The sequence below is a fragment of the Microvirga arvi genome (assembly GCF_016892765.1).
Taxonomy (GTDB): Bacteria; Pseudomonadota; Alphaproteobacteria; order Rhizobiales; family Beijerinckiaceae; genus Microvirga; species Microvirga arvi.
In genome coordinates this window covers 76356-94611 of record NZ_JAFEMD010000021.1, presented here as the reverse complement: position 1 = coordinate 94611, position 18256 = coordinate 76356, and the positions used below count along the sequence as shown (strand labels likewise).

The following is an 18256-nucleotide window of genomic DNA, read 5'->3' as shown; positions in this document are numbered from 1 at the left end:
GTGGCCCCGATCCATGCTCAGCGGCGCTCCTGCAAGAGCTCGATCTGGAGTTCCTGGATTTCCGCGAGCCGCTCCCATTGCCGCGTGGTCAGATGGTCGATCTTCTCGTGCAGGTGCCGGATTTCGAGCTCCGCCTTCAGATTGACCCGGTAGTCGTTGAGGGAGCGCAGCCGGTCCTTCGATTCCTGGCGCCTCTGGCTCATCATGATGATCGGGGCCTGAACGGCCGCGAGGCAGGACAGAAGCAGGTTCAGGAGGATGTAGGGGTAAGGATCGAAGGCCTGTTGACCACGTGCGACATTGATGATGATCCACACGCCAAGCGATATGGCGAAGAAGATGAGAAACGGCCAACTGCCGCCGAAAGAGGCAAGCCCGTCTGACAGGCGCTCGCCAAGCGTGCGGCGCTCATCGTAGCTCTCCTCGACATTCGCCGAGACCATGCTGCCTTCGGCAAGGCTGCGGGCGACCTCGCTGTCGAGCTTGGTCAATTCGCCGCGTTCCTGGCGGAGCAGTTCTTCAACATAGCGTAGGCGGTATTGGTCCACCGCTGCCCGGCTTATGCGACTGTCGGCAGCCAGAGCCGGATGATCCTGGCGGATCCTCTCGGCGAGAGCCGGATGTAAGTGATCGAGGAGGAGAAAGTCTCTTCGGGGGTACGTCTTGCCTGTGATGGAGCAGATGTCGTTGGATGACGCTGCTTGAGAGGTCATGATCGCCGTTCCGCTGGTTTGGCATGGATCAAACCTAGCGGCTCGACGAGGGTGTACCAAGGTGCGATTCTTCTAAGCTGACGCTTCCTTGCATTCAGGAGGTTCCCTTGTCGCTTCGCCTTCACTTCCACGGCGCCGCCCGAACCGTGACCGGCTCTTGCTTCATGCTCGAGACGGAAGCAGCCCACGTCCTTGTCGATTGCGGAATGTTTCAAGGCTCAAAGGAGGAGAGGGAACTCAATTATCAGCACTTCCCGTTCCGCGCTGCCGGCATCAGCGCCCTGTGCCTCACCCATGCCCACATCGACCACAGCGGCCTCGTGCCGAAGCTCGTGAAAGCAGGCTTTGACGGCCCGATCTACGCAACGGCCGGAACGGCCGATCTTGCGTCCATCATGCTGCCGGATTCCGGCTACATCCAGGAAATGGAGGTGGACCAACTCAACCGCCGCAACCGCCGCCGCGGGCGAGAGACGGTGTCCCCGATCTACACGGAAGAGGATGCCGTCGCGTCCCTCACGCAGTTCCGGCCAGTGGCTTACGGCCAATGGCAGGATGTCGCTCCCGGTTTCCGGGCCCGCTACTGGAATGCGGGTCATCTTCTGGGCTCGGCCTCCATCGAGATGGAGGTGACGCATGGCGGTGACGAGAGGCCGACGCGCCTGCTGTTCTCCGGCGATATCGGCCCTGACCACAAGCTCCTGCAACCGGACCCGGACGGCCCGAGGGACCTCGATTACGTCCTCCTCGAGTCAACCTATGGCGATACGGACCGGGCCGGCACCACCATCGAACACCGCCGCCGGATGCTGCGCGACGATGTCCGCGCGGCGATGCATCCGAGCGGGGTATTGCTCATTCCGTCTTTCGCGGTCGAGAGGACGCAAGAGCTTCTCGTCGATCTCATGGAACTGATGGAATCGGGCGAACTGCCGGACATTCCGATCTTTATCGACTCGCCGCTGGCCTCGAAGGCCAGCAGCATCTTCAAGAGGCATGCCGGGGAACTCAGGAACGGCTCCGACCTGGTGCAGGCGCTCGAATCCCGATGGGTCCGCTTCACGGAGACCGTCGAGCAGAGCAAGGCCATCGATCGCATTCACAGCTTCCACATCATCATTGCGGCCAGCGGCATGTGCGAGGCGGGCCGCATCCGGCATCACCTGAAGGCGTGGCTGTGGCGGGACGAAGCCACCGTTCTCTTCGTCGGCTTCCAGGCGCAGGGAACGCTCGGGAGGATCTTGCAGGACGGCGCCTCGAAGGTCCGGATCCACGGTGAGGAGGTCAAGGTCCGTGCTCGCATGCGGACGCTCGACCTCTACTCAGGGCATGCGGACAGGCCCGAGCTGAAGGCCTGGCTGGTCGAGCGCCTTCCGGTCCGACGCGGGGTCTTCCTCGTGCATGGGGAAGATGCGCCGCTCAAGGCGCTGCAATCGTCCCTCGCCGAACTCGACCATGTGCCCGGCGCGATCATACCGGAGATCGATGACGTCTATGATCTGGCTGGCGACCGGGCTGTCAGGATCGAACGCCATGAGGAGCGCCTGCCGAGCGCGAGTGCTGGGCACCGGGACTGGCACAACGACTACGCGGAGCTGCTTCTCGAGATCAATGACGCCATGGAGGCAGCAGCCGGCCGGAACGCGAAGGGAGTCATCATCCGGCGCATCAGGGATGCCCTGAAGCATGGAGCCCGCGAATAGCCTCGGATCGGCTTTCGTGTTCCCGGTACTGCTGCTTGTTGATCAGGATCAAGGTGGCAGAGCGACGGCCTCCCTAAGCTCTGCCACAATGGCATGTCTTATTGAAAGACGCGGCCATACCGGGGAGGGACCGATGCTCCATCACGTCACGCTACACCTGGCCCGCAGCAAGCAGTTCCCCGAGGGAAGTTCCCGTTACGGCTACGACATCACCGCGCCGCTCGATCGGCAAGGGCATCTCGATCAGGACGAATGGGCAGTGAAACGGGATCACTGCCGGGTCCGCCGCTTCTGGGCCAGTGAGGGCGAGCGTCAGGGTGTCCTGGTCCATAGGCCCGGCGGAGCCGGCGGAGCGACCTGGATGATCGACTACAACCAGGATCGTCCCGGCGACGAGGAGGCGGGCTATCGCCTGCATCAGCACCGTTTTGCCGAAGGCGAATACATCACCATCGAGGACGAAGATGGGAAGCCCTATACGTTCCAGGTCGTCTCGGTGACGCCGGCGGAACCCGGCAGGGCAGGGGAGCATCGATGATGAGGCGCCTCACGCTTTTAGGTCTTTTCCTCGCTTTCGCCTCGTCGGTCGCCATAGCTCAGTCGGGACGGGTGCAGCGCGGGTTCACGTTCGCGCAGACGAACTGCTCCCAATGTCATGCCATCGGCCGTGTCGGCGAGAGTCCCATCCCGGAAGCGCCGCCTTTCCGGACCCTGCACACCCGCTATCCCGTCGAGGACCTCGCGGAGGCCTTTGCCGAGGGCATCACGACAGGCCACCCCTCCATGCCCCAGTTCCAGCTCGATCCGGCCCAAATCAACGACCTGCTTGCCTACCTGAATTCCGTCCAAGGCTAGGGCCTAGCCTCGTCACCGCACGACCAGGACCGGGATGTTCGAGTGGGCAAGGACCTTCATGGTCTCGCTCCCGAGAAGGAGAGCCGAGACCCCGCCGCGTCCATGCGAAGCCATGACGATCAGGTTGCAGACGTGATCCTCGGCCATGCGGATAATCGCCCGATAGGGCGCGTCGTCCTCCATTTGAAGCGTCGTGGCCTCGACACCCAGGTCGCGCGCGATCCCGGACGCTTCCGACAGAGTGCGCTCCGCCTGCTTCTGCATATGCTCCCTGAACGAGTCCGATGTTTCCTCTATCTGATCGGCTTCGAGCGCGAAGACATGGAAGCGCTCGGTGACCGTCAGGAGCAGGACCTTGGCATCCAGCGCCTTGCCGAGGTTGACCCCGTGTTCGACGGCACGTTTCGCCAGGGACGAGCCGTCGGTGGCAATCAGGATGTTCTTGTACATGCGGACCTCCCTCGGTGAAGAGCGTGCGCGAATATCGGGCCTCTGCCTTTAATAGGAGAGGAACAGAGGCACCGGGGTGTTCCTGAGCAGTGACTGGGTCGTGCCGCCGAGCACCATTTCGCGCAGGCGTGAATGGACATAGGCGCCCATGACGATCATGTCGGCACGGGTCAGGTGGGCATGGTTGCGTAAGGTTTCGGCCACGTCCCCGTCCATGGCCGGCAGCGCCAGGACATCGACCGTGATGCCATGGCGGGTAAGATGCGGAGCGATCTCCGCGCCCGGCTGCGTGTGCGCCAGATCCTTCTCGCCCGTGACGCTGACCAGCTCGACCTGCGTGGCGGCCCGCAGAAACGGCAGGGCGTCGTTGAGGGCCCGCGCCGCCTTGGCGCTGCCGTCCCACGCCACGACGATCCTGCCTCCTGCGAAGGCTTCGCGACCCTGCGGCACGACGATGAGGGGCCGACCGCTGTCCATGAGCACGGCCTCGATCAGTCCGCGGTCGACGGCCAGGGCAATCGGCTCCGCGTCGAGAACCGTCATATCATGGGCGCGGGCAAGGGAGCTGAAACTCCTGATGAGGTCCGGATAGGCAAGCTGCGGCGCCTGTGTGGTGCAGGTCACTCCCGATGCGGCGGCGGCCCGTTGCGACGAGTCGGCGGCCGCGCGCGCAAGCGCATCCAGCCGGCGGTTCTCGGCGGCCACCAGCCCTTCCGCGAAGGCGCTGACGAAGGCATGGGTCAGCGTGAGCTTCAGGGAGGCAGCCTGGACGGTGACATGGGCGTTCGCCTGCCGGGCGAGCGAAAGCCCGTAGGCCAGGGCGGACGAGCGTTCCTCCGCATCCCCTTCCTCCGTAATCCCGATCAGGATGCTGCGAATGTTCTGGAGCATGGATTCCTCCCTCTCAACGTGTCGTTCTGGCTTTGAATCCGATGACATCTGCTTTTGTCCTGCATCAGGGGATCAGGACCGCAGCCCCTTGGAGCCGTCCTGACCGCAGGTCGTCCAAGGCTTCATTGGCGGCCTCCAGCGGATAGCGCACGGTCGTTGTTCTGATCCGGGCTTTGGGAGCGATCGCCAGGAAATCCAAGGCATCCTGACGGGTCAGGTTGGCGACGGATGCGATCTGCCGCTCCTCCCAGAGAAGCCGATAGGGGAATTGCGGAATGTCGCTCATGTGGATGCCGCCGCAGACGACGCGGCCGCCCTTTCGCACAGCGCGGAGCGCCAGAGGCACGAGATCGCCCACGGGCGCGAAGATGATCGCCGCGTCGAGGCGCTCAGGCGGCGCCTCGTCCGAGCCACCGGCCCATACAGCGCCGAGCGAGCGGGCGAAATCCTGCGCGGCGACATCCTCCGGACGCGTAAAGGCAAGGACGCGCCGTCCCTGCCAGATGCAGACTTGGGTGATGACGTGAGCCGCCGCACCGAAGCCGTAGATGCCGATCCTCTCACCGGGACCGGCGGCCAAGAGTGAACGCCAACCAATCAGGCCAGCACAGAGGAGCGGAGCCAAGGCAACGGGATTGTCGTCATCCGGCAAGAGGAAGGCGTAGGCTGCTTCGGCGACTGCATGGGACGCAAAGCCCCCATCCCGGGTATAGCCAGTGAACAGCGGCTCGTCGCAGAGGTTCTCACGTCCGGAGATGCAGAAGGGGCAGTGTCCGCAGGTATGGCCGAGCCAGGGAATGCCCACGCGCTCCCCCAGCTTATGGTTGCGGACTCCGGATCCGATCGCCTCCACCCGTCCCACGATCTCATGGCCGGGAATGACGGGAAGCTTGGGGTACGGCAGGTCGCCGTCGACCACATGGAGATCGGTGCGGCACACTGCACAGGCTTCTACCAGCACGCGGATCTCGTTCGGCGCGGGCGACAGGAACGACCGCTCTTCCATGATGAGCGGCGTGCGGACCTTGTGGAGGACCATTGCCTTCATGGCATTGCCTCAATGAAACGCGGTGTCCATCCGCTCCCTCAGCGCGAGGAGTTCCTGGACATAAGAGGAGCGCTGCTCGCGATGGGCCCGCCGAAGGGCAGAGATTATCTCATCCTTGCGGTTATCATCGGCTGGAGTGTTTTTGATTGTCTCCAGGCTTCTTTCATGGACCACATCGATATCGGCCAGAGCGGCCAGCAAGAATTGGAGCCTTGGAAGAATGTCTGGTGCATAGACCAGTTCCGGGCTTGGCACATCTGGGCCATGGGAATGCTCGACATTGGCTGTCATGGAGCCCTCCGCTCGTCATCATGGCTGCTTCTCGAACCGTCTACCCGTGCCTACAGTTGAGCAGAGCACTTTGGTGGGCGCGGGGCAGCTTGGCGGTCTCAGTTGCCGTCATCGGGAGCAACTTCGGGGGCATCGTCGGTCTCCCGGCCGTGATCAGCCTTGATCTGCATCAAAGTGCCCCGACAAAAACGGTCCGATCCTGTCCCCTGGATTGATCAGTCCCCGGCTCTCGACCGAGGGACAGGATCGGCAAAGGAAACGGAGGACGCCATGCTGAGCTGGATTGTCCGGGTTTTTCTGATCGCCGCAGGTCTTGTGACAAGTTGGTTCGTCGCGCGCGATGCTTCTATCTTCGGTATTGCACAGGTGATGGTGACTCTTCTGTTGATCACGGCCGTGGTCGCCATCCTGGCATTCTGGCCATCGCAATGGACCATCAGCAGAAATCTCTCTCGCAGATCGCGATAGAAGCCAGGATCCAGCGGGACGGTTGCAATATGAAGCCGATCGTAACCCTGACCCTCAATCCAGCAATCGATGGATCCAGCGAGACCGAAGCAGCGCGCCCCATTCACCAGATGAGCACATCCAACGAGCGCTACGAACCGGGCGGCGGTATCAACGTCGCGCGCTTGATCCAAGAACCCGTCGGCTCGTCGCTTACGCTCTACCTGGCCGGAGCAGAACAATGGCGGAGGGGGTGGGATTCGAACCCACGGTGGGCTTGCACCCACGGCGGTTTTCAAGACCGCTGCCTTAAACCACTCGGCCACCCCTCCTTGCATCCAAGGCGGACCTTGACGTGCGTCATTCTGTAAGGCCGTCACCCCTTGGCCGTCAACTCGCCAGATCTGTCCCGTCATCAGCGAAAGCCGCTGAAAGCCTGATGCAGAAACGATTTCATTAACCACGTCGTATCTTGCAGGCTCCAGGACGCGTTTGATGAGCCTGCCAAGGCCTTCTGCAAGGGAGAGGAGGTGATTTAAGAAGAGAAAGGGTGATTAAGTGTCTGACAAGACTAATGAATATATTGAGGCCTACGCGGCTTCGGCCTCGCTGCTCGCGGAATAGGAAGACAGGGATCAAAGCGTCTCCTCAAGAGCGCTCTTCAAAGATCGAACTCGCTCATCCGCGCCATCTATTTGTTATCATTATGTTTTCCATGGTTCGAGCCTGACATCTGCAGCTCGTCAGCTTTGCCATTGACAAGCGCGGCCGTTTAACCTTCCTTTAAGGGCAATAAAAGCACTTTGGCTTGAGTCCGGGCACAGGGGACGAAGCCATGCTCCGTGCGTATAACAGGATACGAGACGACATGCTTTGTAACCGCGCTGAAGAGAAAACCGGTCTGAAGGGGATCATCCCATCCTTCGATCAATGGACTCTGCTGCGCGTTGCCGGCGTGACCGCCATAGCCTTGATGGTCGCCAATTGCTCCTCTAACGTCAGGGGTGGAATCGATCCCAAGTACGGCGTTGCTCCGAGCCCGAAGGTGGTTGCTGACGGGCAGCCGGTTCCGAAGGGCGGCGGACGGGAGATGGTCGGCAAGCCTTACATGGTTGCCGGCCGCACCTATGTTCCGAACGAAACCTCGCGCCCGGCAGAGGGGCTCGCCTCTTGGTATGGATCTAATTTCCACGGGCGCATGACCGCGAACGGCGAGGTGTTCGATCGCGATTCGATCGCGGCTGCGCATACGACGATGCCGCTGCCGAGCTATGCCCGCGTCACAAACCTTCAGAACGGTCACTCCATGATCGTCCGCGTCAACGATCGCGGGCCATTCCATGGCAACCGGGTGATCGACGTTTCCGAGCGGGCTGCCATGGCTCTCGGCTTCCGGCAGCAGGGCACGGCACGGGTGAAGGTCGAGTATGTGGGCCGTGCCTCCACCAATGGCAGCGACGACCGGATCCTTCTGGCGAGCCTCAGGACGGACGGTCAACCGGCCAGCCTGACCAATACGGCTCCGACCATGATTGCCCAGGCTGCTCCGCAGCCGAGCGCTCCGCGGCAGGCTATTGCACTGCGCACCTTTGAGCCTGACAGCGACGCCTATCCGGCTCCCGCACGGGCATCCCAATCCAATGCCGCATCCGGCACCCTTGCTAGCAATATCCCTCTCCCACCTGAGCGTCCCTTCGATCTTGGAACGATCCCGGGAGCAGCAAGCCCTGTGGCCCGTGTCAGTTCGGTGGCTCCTGGCCAGGTCCCAGTCTCCCGGCCGGTGGTCGCCAGCCTCTACGAAACGCCTGCTGGCACGTCCCAGGGTGGTTTCCAGAGAAACGGCTCATTCACCGCTCCAGCCTCACAGAAGTTTGTGCTCCGGTAGAATTTGGCACCATCCTTTACGGGCTACGTGATATCGCACACAGGTCAGCGTAGCTGGATGTTGATTTGTTATTGACGCGCCACAGATTCGGGGTCTCCTAGGGGAAGAGCCTGGAGAATGCTTGCGATGCGTCACCTTCAAGCCGCCAAGATGATGGCGGCAATCACCTTTATGTTCAGCGGTTTGTCACTTGCGCCCTCGTGGTTGCAGGAGGCCCAGGCGCAGGGCTTCCAGACGATGGCGCCCACGGCCATCCTGATGGATGCTGCAAGCCATGCGGTTCTTTTCGAGAAGAATGCGGACGAGTTGACGGCGCCTGCCAGCATGGCGAAGGTCATGACAGCCGAGGTGGTCTTCAACGAGATCAAGAACGGCCGACTGAATTTCGACAGCGAGTTCACGATCTCCGAAAACGCTTGGCGGAAAGGCGGGAGCGGTTCGGGCGGTTCCTCCATGTTCGCCAAGGTAAACACCCCGATCCGGCTGGAAGATCTGGTGCGCGGCCTGATCGTGCAATCCGGCAACGATGCCGCCATCGCTCTTGCCGAAGGAATTGCCGGAACCGAGGAGAACTTCGCCCGCATGATGAACGAGCGGGCCAAGCAGGTCGGCCTCACCAAGTCCACCTTCCGTAACGCGACGGGCTACGGGCATCCCGAGCAGAAGGTCACCGTGCGCGATCTGGCCAAGCTCGCTCTGTACGTCATCGAAACCTATCCGGACCTCTACAAGATCTTCGGGGAGCGGGAGTTCACCTGGAACAAGATCCGCCAGCAAAACCGCAACCCGCTGCTTTTCGCCGATATTGGAGCGGACGGACTGAAGACGGGCAATATCGATGAATCCGGCTTTGGCCTTATCGGTTCGGCCGTTCAGAACGATCAGCGCCTGATCGTGGTCATGAACGGGTTGAAGACGGCAAAGGACCGGGCGGCCGAGTCCCGGAAACTCCTGGACTGGGGCTTCAGGGCCTTCGAGACCCAGCAGCTCTTTACGGAAGGCCAGGTTGTTGGTGAGGCTCAGGTTTTCGGTGGGAACATGCGGTCGCTGCCGCTTGTCTCCAAGAGGCCTGTTCGTGTACTTGTGCCCCGTGGAGACGGCGAACGGGTGACGGCTCGTATCGTCTATACCGGTCCTCTGAAGGCTCCGATCCAGAAAGGGGCCGAGGTGGCCCGACTTCAAGTCAGTCGTGGTGATATGCAGGCTCTCGATATGCCGCTCTATGCCAATGAGGACGTCCAGCAGGGCACGCTGAGCCAGCGAGCCCTCGACGGCCTGCTGGAATTCAGCACGGGTTGGGTCCGCCGCGCATTCACGAGCCTCGCCGAAAGCATTTGATGGCGGGTTGCTTCATTACCTTCGAAGGCGGGGAGGGCGCGGGCAAGTCGACACAGATCGAAAGGCTCAAGCGTCGTCTGGGAGAGCTTGCCCAGCCGGCTCTCGTGACCCGCGAACCGGGCGGATCTCCCCATGCGGAGGAGATCCGCGCTTTCATTTTAGGCGGTCGTGCCAAGCATCTCGGGCCTTTTGCGGAGGCTCTTCTGTTCGCAGCAGCCCGCATCGACCACTTGGATAAGACTATTGTTCCGGCTCTCAAGCGCGGCACTCATGTCCTTTGTGACCGCTTCGCGGATTCGACCAGGGCTTACCAGGGCTCCGCCGGAAATATCGACAAGGAGCTGATCGATCAGCTCGAGCGGGTGACGCTCCGGGGTACCAGGCCTGACTTGACCTTCATCCTCGATCTGCCTGCCGAAGTCGGCCTCGCTCGGGCCGGGGAGCGGCGCGCGGGCAGGGGGGAAGGAGCCGATCGGTTCGAGGGGGAAGAAGCCTCCTTCCACCACTCTCTGCGCCAAGCCTTTCTGTCCATTGCCCGCAGCGAGCCGAAAAGGTGCGTGGTGATCAATGCGGATCAGGAGCCCGACGAGGTCGAGGCGGCGATCTGGGCTGCCCTGCGCGCGAGGCTGCCCCAGATCACCCGGAGCCGGCTGTCCGAGGATGCAGTGAGGCCGCTCGATGTCGCGTGACGATCAGGATGTGGTCGAGCCCGATGGTTTCGAGGGAGCTCCCCACCCGCGAGAACAGTTTGCCTTTTTCGGCCATCAGGAAGGCGAGGAGGCTTTCCTGGAGGGGCTCCGCAGCGGCCGCCTGCACCATGCCTGGCTGATCGGCGGCGCTCAAGGGATTGGCAAGGCAACCCTTGCCTACCGGGTCGCTCGCGCCGTTCTCGACCCTCTGACGGCGAACGACAGGGGTATTGCCAGTCTGGACGTGCCGGCCGATTCTCGGGCTGCACGGCAAGTAGCGGCTTTGTCCCATCCCAACCTCGCCGTGCTGAGACGGTCTCCGCCGACGGACAAGAAGGCGGCCTCGACGACGATCCCCGTCGATGCCGTCAGGCGGGCGCTCACCATGTTCGGCTCCACCGCGGCTGATGGAGGCTATCGGGTCTCCATCGTCGACAGTGCCGAGGATCTCACGATCTCGAGTGCCAACGCGCTTCTCAAGGTGATCGAGGAGCCGCCGCCCCGCTCGCTCTTCCTGATCGTCAGCCATGCTCCTCAGCGGGTTCTCCCGACCATTCGCTCCCGTTGCCGGCGCCTGTTGCTACGTCCCCTGGAGAGCCAAGAGATCCGGGCAGCTATCGCCTCGCTCGGGTCGCCGTGGTCGGATATCCCTGACGACGTCGTCGCTCAGGCCCTGCGCTATGGAGAGGGCTCGGTGCGCCGCACCCTCGAGCTGCTCGATGCGGAGAAGGTGGCCTTCATCGATCAGGTCACGAGGCTCCTGGACAGCCTGCCGAGAACCGACACGAAACAGGTCCTTGCCCTTGCGGAGGCTCTCGCTCGGCGGGACGCGGACGACAGCTATGATCTGGCCCTGGAAACCGTCCAGCGTTGGGTATCCGAGCGGCTCCGGGAGCAGGCGGGTCTCGGCGCCTCCCGCCTTGCGCCTTTGGTGGAGGTATGTGAGAAGATCGGCCGTTCGGCGCGCGAGATCGACGTGTTCAACCTCGATCGCCGGCCCTTCATCCTGACGATGTTCGACGATCTTGCCGACGCCGTTCGGCGAGCGGCCTGAAGCCTCCGCCGACCGCAGGAGCCGAAGAGGTTTAGAAGTTCAGGACCGGGGATTCGACATGGCCGACAAGCAGAAATTCTACATCACCACGGCTATCTCGTATCCGAATGGGGCTCCTCATATAGGCCACGCCTATGAAATCGTCGCCTCCGACGCGATCGCGCGGTTCAAGCGCATCGACGGCTATGACGTCTTCTTCATGACCGGCACGGACGAGCACGGCCTCAAGATCCAGCAGACGGCGGACAAGAACGGCACGACGCCGAAAGCCTTCGTCGATGAGATGGCGACGAAGTTCCGCGCCATGGCGGACAGGCTCGACTGCTCCTACGACCGCTTCATCCGCACCACAGACGCCGATCACCTGCCCTCGACCCAGGAGCTCTGGCGCCGGATGCAGGAGAAGGGCGACATCTATCTCTCCAAGTATTCCGGCTGGTACTCGGTCCGGGACGAGGCCTATTACGACGAGAGCGAGCTGACGAAGCAGCCCGATGGCAGCTGGCGCGCGCCGACGGGGACGCCGGTCGAATGGATCGAGGAGGAGAGCTATTTCTTCCGCCTCTCCGCCTATCAGGACCGGCTGCTTGCGCTCTATGAGGCCCAACCGGACTTCATCAGCCCGGAAACCCGCCGTAACGAGATCACCAGCTTCGTCCGGTCCGGCCTGCAGGATCTGTCGATCAGCCGCACGACCTTCAACTGGGGCCTGCCGGTGCCGGGCGATCCGAAGCACGTCATGTATGTGTGGATCGACGCGCTGAACAACTATGTGACCGGCTGCGGCTTCCCGAATGAGAGCGATCCCCGCTGGAGCTATTGGCCGGCGGACGTTCACATCATCGGCAAGGACATCGTGCGCTTTCATACGGTCTATTGGCCGGCCTTCCTGATGTCGGCCGATCTGCCCTTGCCGAAGCGGGTCTTCGGCCACGGCTTCCTTTTCAACAAGGGCGAGAAGATGTCGAAGTCCGTCGGTAACGTGATCGATCCGTTCGATCTGGCCGATATCTACGGCGTCGATCAGCTGCGCTACTTCTTCATGCGCGAGGTGCCCTTCGGGCAGGACGGCAACTACTCCCATGAGGCCATCGTCACCCGTATCAACGCGGATCTGGCAAACGATCTCGGCAACCTGGCGCAGCGCTCCCTATCCATGATCGCCAAGAACTGCGACGCTTCGGTGCCGCAGCCGGGCGAATTCACCCAGGCCGACCAAGATATGCTCTGGCTGGCCGATGCCTTGCCGGTGAAGGCGAGGGCGGCCATGAAGGACTTCGCCGTCCATACCACCTTGTCCGAAATCTGGGCGGTGGTGGCGGAGGCGAACCGCTATTTCGCGTCCCAGGAGCCTTGGGTGCTGCGCAAGACCGATCCTGCGCGCATGAACACCGTCCTTTATGTAACGGCCGAGGTTCTGCGCGCGGTGGGCATCCTGGCGCAGCCCTTCGTGCCGAGCGCCGCGGCCAAGCTTCTCGATCTGCTGGCGGTTGCGCCGGAGGGCAGGGGAATTGCTGCGATCGGGCCGGAGCACCGTCTGGCAGCCGGGACGGCCCTTCCGCAACCGGCTCCGATTTTCCCGCGTTATCTCGAAGCGGAGGCGTCCTGACGCGTCCGCTTTGATCGGCCTGATAAGGGCCCCAAGCGGAAGCGTTCGATGTACACCACCTTCATGTTCGCCACTGGGATCGAGAACAGCATCCCGACGATCAACAATGGCCGCACTCGTATCGATCAGATGGAGAAGTGCGGCCACTACAAGCACTGGCGGACCGACTTCGATCTCCTTGACGAGCTCGACATCCAGGTCCTGCGCTACGGGCCGCCGCTTCACACAAGCTTTCTTGGTCCCGGCCGCTATGATTGGTCCTTTGCGGACATGACCTTCGGCGAGATCCATCGCCGCAACCTCATTCCGATCGTCGACCTCTGCCATTTCGGCGTCCCCGACTGGATCGGGAACTTCCAGAACCCAGATTTCCCAAACCTTTTCGCGGCTTACGCGGAAGACTTCGCACGCCGCTTTCCCTGGGTTCAGCTCTATACGCCGATCAACGAGATGTTCATCTGTGCCCAGTTCTCGGCTGCCTATGGGTGGTGGAACGAGCAGATGCGCAGCGATCAGGCCTTCGTGACGGCGCTCAAGCACATCGTGAAGGCCAATGTCCTGGCCATGGAAAGGATCCTGAAGGTTCGCCCGGATGCCCTCTTCATCCAGAGTGAGTCATCAGAGTATTTCCACGCGGAGAACCCGGCTGCCATTAAGCCCGCCGAGATCATGAATGCCCGCCGCTTCCTGTCTCTCGACCTGAACTATGGCCGGCGGCTCGACTCCGAGATGTACGAATTCCTGATGGATAATGGGATGACGCGGGACGAGTACCACTTCTTCCTGAGCCGTTCGTCGCTCCGTCACCACTGCATCATGGGAAACGACTATTACGTCACCAACGAGCACAGGGTCGCAGCGGACGGGTTGACGAAGGCGGCCGGAGACGTGTTCGGCTACGACGAGATCACCCGGCAATACTACGATCGTTACAAGCTACCGGTCATGCATACCGAGACGAATCTCATGGAGGGGCCTACGGGCGAGGAAGCCGTGGACTGGCTCTGGAAGCAATGGGCCAACGTGCTTCACGTGCGCAATACCGGCGTGCCGATTGTGGGCTTCACGTGGTACTCACTCACCGACCAGGTGGATTGGGACGTGGCTCTCCGGGAAGAGAACAACCGCGTCACGCCCGTGGGCCTCTACGATCTTGACCGCAATATCCGTCCCGTGGGGCGCTGCTACAAGCAGCTGATCCATGCTTGGTGCGATGTTCTGCCAGCCCAGAGCGTGTGCCTCACCGTTCCTGTCGTCCGGCCGCAGGAGCACGACGAAACCCAAGTCCGCAGGCACCAGGAACGGCTGCGCAAGATGCTGCGCAAGGAAACGAGAGAGGACGACGAGCCAGTGGCAACGGCCCAGGGCGGGCATCGCTAGACGAGGGCATCGATCCGATCTATGCAGCCGTGCCGCTAGCCGTAGAGGAGGGCGCCTTCACCGATGTTGGTCGACAGCCATTGCCACTTGGATTTTCCGGATTTTCAGAGCCACCTTCCCGAGGTTCTGGCTGCCGCCTCAGCGGCTGGCGTCGGTCGGATAGTGACCATCTCAACCCATGTGGCGCGCTTCGACACTTATCGGGCTCTGGCCGAGGCGCATGAGAGCGTTTTCTGCACAATCGGCACCCATCCTCACAATGCGGCGGTAGAGCCGGATGTCCCTGCTCAGCGTCTCGTCGAGCTCTCACGCCATCCTCGCTGCGTCGCTATCGGTGAAGCCGGTCTCGACTATCACTACGACAAGAGCCCTCGGGACGTTCAGCAACGGGTCTTTCTCACTCATATCGAGGCCGCCCGCGAAACGGGGCTGCCCCTTGTCATCCACGCCCGCAATGCCGACGAGGACATGATCCGGATCCTGTCCGAGGAGATGGGGCGAGGGCGCTTCGATGCGGTTCTCCATTGCTTCTCGTCCGGCGAGAAGCTCGCCCAAACTGGCGTCGAGTTGGGCTTCTACGTGTCCTTCTCAGGCATTCTGACGTTCCGGAACTCGGAGGAGATTCGCCGGATCGCGGCCGCCGTGCCGCATGATCGTCTGCTGGTCGAGACGGATGCACCATACCTGGCTCCCGTCCCCCACCGCGGAAAAACCAACGAGCCGGCCTTCGTTGCCCATACGGCCCATGTACTCGCCGAGGTGATAGGCGTGTCCGATGAAACGGTTGCTGAGATCACAACGGCCAATTTTTACCGGCTCTTCGCCAAGGCCGCGGCTGCCGACGCTGAGTACAGGCAGGCGCTCGCATCATGACCTTGAGATTGACGATTCTCGGCTGCGCATCCTCCGCCGGCGTGCCGCGCGTCGGGGTGGGCTGGGGCGCCTGCGATCCGGCCAACCCGAAGAACCGGCGCCGGCGCTGTTCCGTGCTCGTGGAGCGGATCGGCTCAAGCGGCGCTGCTACGACCGTGCTGGTCGATACCGGCCCGGATGTGCGCGACCAGCTGCTCGAAGCCAATGTTCGCCGCCTGGACGCCGTTCTCTACACCCACGAGCATGCCGACCACATTCACGGGATTGACGACCTGCGCCCGCTCGCCATCGTCCAGCGCCACCGGATCCCGGTCTATGCCGACCGGATGACCAGCGAACTGCTGCTGATGCGGTTCGGTTACTGCTTCGACACGCCGGCCGGAAGCAGCTATCCGCCAATCCTGAAGATGAACCATCTGCGGCCCGGCGTGATGACCTCGGTGCCAGGGCCTGGCGGCATCGTCGAGGCTGTGCCGTTCAGAATGGTCCACGGGGACATCGACACCTTAGGATTCCGGTTCGGGAGCATCGCCTATGCGCCAGACGTGAGCGAGATGCCCGAGGAGAGCCTGCGCTATCTGGAGGGCTTGGACGTTCTTATCCTCGACGCCCTGCGCTACACGCCGCATCCGACGCATTTCTCCGTGTCGGAGGCTCTGGACTTCATCGAGAAGGTCAAGCCGAAGCGCGCCATTCTCACAAACCTGCACACGGATCTCGATTACGAGGTGCTTCGCAGCGAGCTGCCGCCGCATATCGAGCCGGCCTATGACGGGCTTCAGATTGAAGCACCATGATGAGGCGACGTACCGACCAGCACCCGCATACACCGGATGGTCGCTATTTTGTAGTTCGCGGTCGTTTGTGGCGCCTGAGCAATCCAGCTCTTGAGCCTCAAGAGCGTGAGCGCCTCGTAAAGGAGCTGATGGCAGCGCGTCGGGCAGTCCGCAGCGCCAGGGACGATCCGGAGGCCCTGGCTGGAATTCGTAGGCGAGTTGATGCGGCTAAGCGGGCTCTCGGTGAACGTGGTCCGGTTTGGTGGAGTGACGGCGCGCCGGATTACAATCGGCAGCTGGCAAGGGATACGCCGTATGCCGAATGGTTTTTCTCCCTTTGCGCGAAACCACACACCCAGCGCTAGCGAACCAACGGTAGCGGAGGTGGCTGAGTGATATGTATATTTATGTTCCATAATATATCTTATGCGAATTTGATGTTGAGGGTTGCGGGCTCTCCCCCGCTCACGTGGAATGGATGAGCTCGTGAGGTCTTTGAAATTTCTGGCCTGCGATGATCGCCCCAAATTGATCATCGCTCGGCTTGTGTCAGCGCTGACGGATGCTGCGAAGCCTGGACTGCACGGCAGTCCAGGCTCAATATTCTAGGATGCAGCCGCCGGCTCTGCTGCTCTGTCGAGAGCCGTCCAGCTATGGGTGATCTCGGCCACGGCGCCGAGCATGATCGAGGCCGAGCAGTATTTTTCCTTGGAAAGCTGGATCGCCCGCTCCACCTTGGCTGGTGCTAAGTTTTCGCCCGTCACTTGATATTCAAGGTGGATCTTCGTGAAGACCTTCGGATCGGTCTCTGTGCGCTCAGCGGTGACTTCAACCTCGCAATCAACGACCTTCTCACGGCCTTTCCTGAGTATCTGAACCACGTCAAAGGCCGTACAGCCGCCAAGGCCTATGAGGAGCATTTCCATGGGACGGATGCCGAGGTTGCGTCCGCCATATTCAGGAGCTCCATCCATCACCACGGCATGGCCGCTCCCGGATTCGCCTACGAACATCATGCCATCGACCAATTTGACCCGCGCTCTCATCGTATTCTTCCTCAGCCTTTCCAAGGGATTCCATTCGATTCATATACCGTTTCTAGAAGGAAATGGCGCATATCGAGCTGGCCGCGAGTTTTGTCCTCAGGCGAGCGCATCGTATGACCGGAACCGGAGGTCCGCGTCAGCGACCCAAAGGGCCACGCCAATGAAAACCAGATCCACTTTTCCGCATGATGCGCTATGAGACAGGCTCAGCGAGCGGGATTTCACCATGAAGCCATCCAATGACATCACACGCCTCTTGGAGATCATGGCGGCCCTGCGCACTCCCGGAACCGGCTGTCCTTGGGATCTCGAACAGAATTTCGCGTCGATTGCGCCTTACACGCTCGAGGAGGCCTATGAGGTCGTGGATGCTATCGAGCGCGGCGACCTGGCGGATCTGCGGGATGAACTCGGCGATTTGCTGCTTCAGGTGGTTTTCCACGCCCGCATGGCCGAGGAACAGGGCGCATTCGCCTTCGGAGACATAGTTGAGGCGATCACGAAAAAGCTCATCCGGCGGCACCCGCATGTGTTCGGCAGCACCAAGATTCTTTCGCCAGAGGAAGTGAAAAGCCTCTGGGATTCGATCAAAAGCCAGGAAAAGGCGGACCGGCGCGCAACGCGGGAAAAGATGGGGCTGCCACCAGAGGCTCATGAAGCCGGTTTCCTCGGAGGAATTCCGACGGCCCTGCCCGCTTTGACGCGAGCCCAGAAGCTGACGGCCAAAGCCGCGAAGGTCGGTTTCGACTGGCCCGAGCCTTCGCAGGTCATCGACAAGATTCACGAGGAGCTGGAGGAGGTTAAAGAAGCATCCTCAACTGGAAGAAGAGAGAGGATCGAGGATGAGATCGGTGATCTGCTCTTTTCCGTTACCAATCTCGCCCGTCATTACGGAATCGATCCGGAGCGGGCCATGAGGCGCACCAATGCCAAGTTCGAGCGCCGCTTCAGGGCTGTCGAAGAGGCGCTTGGGAAGCAGGACCGGAGCCTTAACGAGGCATCGCTCGAGGAGATGGAGGAGCTTTGGGTTGCCGCAAAGAACGCGGAGCGGCCTTGAACGGGTGAATCGTGAATCTGCTGCCCACGGTTCGAATTCTCTATCTCGCGATAGTTGAAGGTGGAGAATGTGGCAGATTTCATTGACAATAGTCCTAACAAGCACTGATATATAAACTCATTTCGTCTTGGAGGGCGGTAATGAGTGGCGG

General features: G+C 61.6%; 19 protein-coding genes and 1 tRNA gene. 13 read left to right on the top strand and 7 right to left on the bottom strand.

Annotated features, from left to right (window positions below; translation table 11 throughout):
• Positions 1–17: 17 nt before the first annotated feature.
• Positions 18–713 carry a DUF1003 domain-containing protein gene (locus ILT44_RS15055; protein ID WP_204240417.1) on the bottom strand — a complete coding sequence of 232 codons (696 nt, stop codon included), beginning with the start codon at positions 711–713 and terminating at the stop codon, positions 18–20.
• Between the two features lie 164 nt (positions 714–877).
• Between ILT44_RS15055 and ILT44_RS15050 the strand changes: the two genes are divergently transcribed.
• The 3 genes from ILT44_RS15050 to ILT44_RS15040 all read left to right on the top strand — a co-directional run bounded on the left by ILT44_RS15050 (position 878) and on the right by ILT44_RS15040 (position 3271).
• Positions 878–2416, top strand: a complete 1539-nt coding sequence (locus ILT44_RS15050; protein ID WP_239468271.1) for an MBL fold metallo-hydrolase RNA specificity domain-containing protein — start codon at positions 878–880, stop codon at positions 2414–2416.
• A 133-nt stretch (positions 2417–2549) separates the two neighbouring features.
• Positions 2550–2954, top strand: coding sequence for a hypothetical protein (locus ILT44_RS15045; RefSeq protein ID WP_204240415.1), 405 nt, complete (start codon positions 2550–2552; stop codon positions 2952–2954).
• Complete coding sequence (locus ILT44_RS15040) at positions 2951–3271, top strand: c-type cytochrome (RefSeq protein ID WP_204240414.1); 321 nt, start codon at positions 2951–2953, stop codon at positions 3269–3271. The genes ILT44_RS15045 and ILT44_RS15040 overlap by 4 nt, the downstream gene beginning before the upstream one ends.
• Before the next feature lie 12 nt (positions 3272–3283).
• Here ILT44_RS15040 and ILT44_RS15035 read toward each other — a convergent pair whose 3' ends face one another.
• From ILT44_RS15035 to ILT44_RS15020, 4 genes are all read right to left on the bottom strand, one after another.
• Complete coding sequence (locus tag ILT44_RS15035; protein WP_204240413.1) at positions 3284–3721, bottom strand: universal stress protein; 438 nt, start codon at positions 3719–3721, stop codon at positions 3284–3286.
• Between the two features lie 48 nt (positions 3722–3769).
• Entirely contained in the window at positions 3770–4612 is an 843-nt protein-coding gene (locus tag ILT44_RS15030; RefSeq protein WP_204240412.1) for a universal stress protein, read from the bottom strand.
• 64 nt (positions 4613–4676) lie between these two features.
• Complete coding sequence (locus ILT44_RS15025) at positions 4677–5660, bottom strand: zinc-dependent alcohol dehydrogenase family protein (protein ID WP_204240411.1); 984 nt, start codon at positions 5658–5660, stop codon at positions 4677–4679.
• 9 nt (positions 5661–5669) lie between these two features.
• Positions 5670–5951, bottom strand: a complete 282-nt coding sequence (locus tag ILT44_RS15020) for a hypothetical protein (protein ID WP_204240410.1) — start codon at positions 5949–5951, stop codon at positions 5670–5672.
• A gap of 270 nt (positions 5952–6221) precedes the next feature.
• Between ILT44_RS15020 and ILT44_RS15015 the strand changes: the two genes are divergently transcribed.
• A complete protein-coding gene (locus ILT44_RS15015; protein WP_204240409.1) occupies positions 6222–6419 on the top strand; it encodes a hypothetical protein in 198 nt (65 codons plus the stop codon).
• Positions 6420–6640: 221 nt separating this feature from the next.
• Here ILT44_RS15015 and ILT44_RS15010 read toward each other — a convergent pair.
• Positions 6641–6730 (bottom strand) — tRNA-Ser (locus tag ILT44_RS15010).
• Between the two features lie 536 nt (positions 6731–7266).
• On the opposite strand from ILT44_RS15010, the gene ILT44_RS15005 reads away from it, so the two are divergent.
• From ILT44_RS15005 to ILT44_RS14970, 8 genes are all read left to right on the top strand, one after another.
• On the top strand, positions 7267–8283 hold the full coding sequence (locus ILT44_RS15005; protein ID WP_239468260.1) for a septal ring lytic transglycosylase RlpA family protein: 1017 nt from the start codon (positions 7267–7269) through the stop codon (positions 8281–8283).
• Positions 8284–8409: 126 nt separating this feature from the next.
• Complete coding sequence (locus ILT44_RS15000; protein WP_372441167.1) at positions 8410–9621, top strand: D-alanyl-D-alanine carboxypeptidase family protein; 1212 nt, start codon at positions 8410–8412, stop codon at positions 9619–9621.
• Entirely contained in the window at positions 9621–10310 is a 690-nt protein-coding gene (gene tmk / locus ILT44_RS14995) for a dTMP kinase (RefSeq protein WP_204240407.1), read from the top strand. Before ILT44_RS15000 ends, tmk begins: the two co-directional genes overlap by 1 nt.
• Positions 10300–11364 (top strand): DNA polymerase III subunit delta', encoded by a 1065-nt coding sequence (locus ILT44_RS14990; protein ID WP_204240406.1) that lies wholly within the window; start codon positions 10300–10302, stop codon positions 11362–11364. Before tmk ends, ILT44_RS14990 begins: the two co-directional genes overlap by 11 nt.
• Positions 11365–11422: 58 nt before the next feature.
• A complete protein-coding gene (gene metG, locus ILT44_RS14985) occupies positions 11423–12973 on the top strand; it encodes a methionine--tRNA ligase (RefSeq protein ID WP_204240405.1) in 1551 nt (516 codons plus the stop codon).
• A 48-nt stretch (positions 12974–13021) separates the two neighbouring features.
• Positions 13022–14353, top strand: a complete 1332-nt coding sequence (locus ILT44_RS14980; protein ID WP_204240404.1) for a family 1 glycosylhydrolase — start codon at positions 13022–13024, stop codon at positions 14351–14353.
• A 63-nt stretch (positions 14354–14416) separates the two neighbouring features.
• A complete protein-coding gene (locus ILT44_RS14975) occupies positions 14417–15226 on the top strand; it encodes a TatD family hydrolase (protein ID WP_204240403.1) in 810 nt (269 codons plus the stop codon).
• Entirely contained in the window at positions 15223–16023 is an 801-nt protein-coding gene (locus ILT44_RS14970) for an MBL fold metallo-hydrolase (protein WP_204240402.1), read from the top strand. The genes ILT44_RS14975 and ILT44_RS14970 overlap by 4 nt, the downstream gene beginning before the upstream one ends.
• A 584-nt stretch (positions 16024–16607) precedes the next feature.
• On the opposite strand, the gene ILT44_RS14965 is transcribed toward ILT44_RS14970, so the two are convergent.
• Positions 16608–17048 (bottom strand): OsmC family protein, encoded by a 441-nt coding sequence (locus ILT44_RS14965; RefSeq protein WP_204240401.1) that lies wholly within the window; start codon positions 17046–17048, stop codon positions 16608–16610.
• Between the two features lie 226 nt (positions 17049–17274).
• Between ILT44_RS14965 and mazG the strand changes: the two genes are divergently transcribed.
• Complete coding sequence (gene mazG, locus ILT44_RS14960) at positions 17275–18105, top strand: nucleoside triphosphate pyrophosphohydrolase (protein WP_204240400.1); 831 nt, start codon at positions 17275–17277, stop codon at positions 18103–18105.
• Positions 18106–18256 lie beyond the last annotated feature (151 nt).

Bases quoted from the DNA above. Each gene is read 5' to 3' on its own strand.
- ILT44_RS15050 (WP_239468271.1), top strand. From the start codon at position 878: ATGCTCGAGACGGAAGCAGCCCACGTCCTTGTCGATTGCGGAATGTTT.
- ILT44_RS15055 (WP_204240417.1), bottom strand. From the start codon at position 713: ATGACCTCTCAAGCAGCGTCATCCAACGACATCTGCTCCATCACAGGC.
- ILT44_RS15005 (WP_239468260.1), top strand. From the start codon at position 7,267: ATGCTTTGTAACCGCGCTGAAGAGAAAACCGGTCTGAAGGGGATCATC.
- mazG (WP_204240400.1), top strand. From the start codon at position 17,275: ATGAAGCCATCCAATGACATCACACGCCTCTTGGAGATCATGGCGGCC.
- tmk (WP_204240407.1), top strand. From the start codon at position 9,621: ATGGCGGGTTGCTTCATTACCTTCGAAGGCGGGGAGGGCGCGGGCAAG.
- ILT44_RS15020 (WP_204240410.1), bottom strand. From the start codon at position 5,951: ATGACAGCCAATGTCGAGCATTCCCATGGCCCAGATGTGCCAAGCCCG.
- ILT44_RS15035 (WP_204240413.1), bottom strand. From the start codon at position 3,721: ATGTACAAGAACATCCTGATTGCCACCGACGGCTCGTCCCTGGCGAAA.
- ILT44_RS15015 (WP_204240409.1), top strand. From the start codon at position 6,222: ATGCTGAGCTGGATTGTCCGGGTTTTTCTGATCGCCGCAGGTCTTGTG.
- ILT44_RS15040 (WP_204240414.1), top strand. From the start codon at position 2,951: ATGATGAGGCGCCTCACGCTTTTAGGTCTTTTCCTCGCTTTCGCCTCG.
- ILT44_RS15000 (WP_372441167.1), top strand. From the start codon at position 8,410: ATGCGTCACCTTCAAGCCGCCAAGATGATGGCGGCAATCACCTTTATG.
- ILT44_RS14980 (WP_204240404.1), top strand. From the start codon at position 13,022: ATGTACACCACCTTCATGTTCGCCACTGGGATCGAGAACAGCATCCCG.
- ILT44_RS14975 (WP_204240403.1), top strand. From the start codon at position 14,417: ATGTTGGTCGACAGCCATTGCCACTTGGATTTTCCGGATTTTCAGAGC.
- ILT44_RS14970 (WP_204240402.1), top strand. From the start codon at position 15,223: ATGACCTTGAGATTGACGATTCTCGGCTGCGCATCCTCCGCCGGCGTG.
- ILT44_RS14990 (WP_204240406.1), top strand. From the start codon at position 10,300: ATGTCGCGTGACGATCAGGATGTGGTCGAGCCCGATGGTTTCGAGGGA.
- ILT44_RS15030 (WP_204240412.1), bottom strand. From the start codon at position 4,612: ATGCTCCAGAACATTCGCAGCATCCTGATCGGGATTACGGAGGAAGGG.
- ILT44_RS14965 (WP_204240401.1), bottom strand. From the start codon at position 17,048: ATGAGAGCGCGGGTCAAATTGGTCGATGGCATGATGTTCGTAGGCGAA.
- ILT44_RS15045 (WP_204240415.1), top strand. From the start codon at position 2,550: ATGCTCCATCACGTCACGCTACACCTGGCCCGCAGCAAGCAGTTCCCC.
- metG (WP_204240405.1), top strand. From the start codon at position 11,423: ATGGCCGACAAGCAGAAATTCTACATCACCACGGCTATCTCGTATCCG.
- ILT44_RS15025 (WP_204240411.1), bottom strand. From the start codon at position 5,660: ATGAAGGCAATGGTCCTCCACAAGGTCCGCACGCCGCTCATCATGGAA.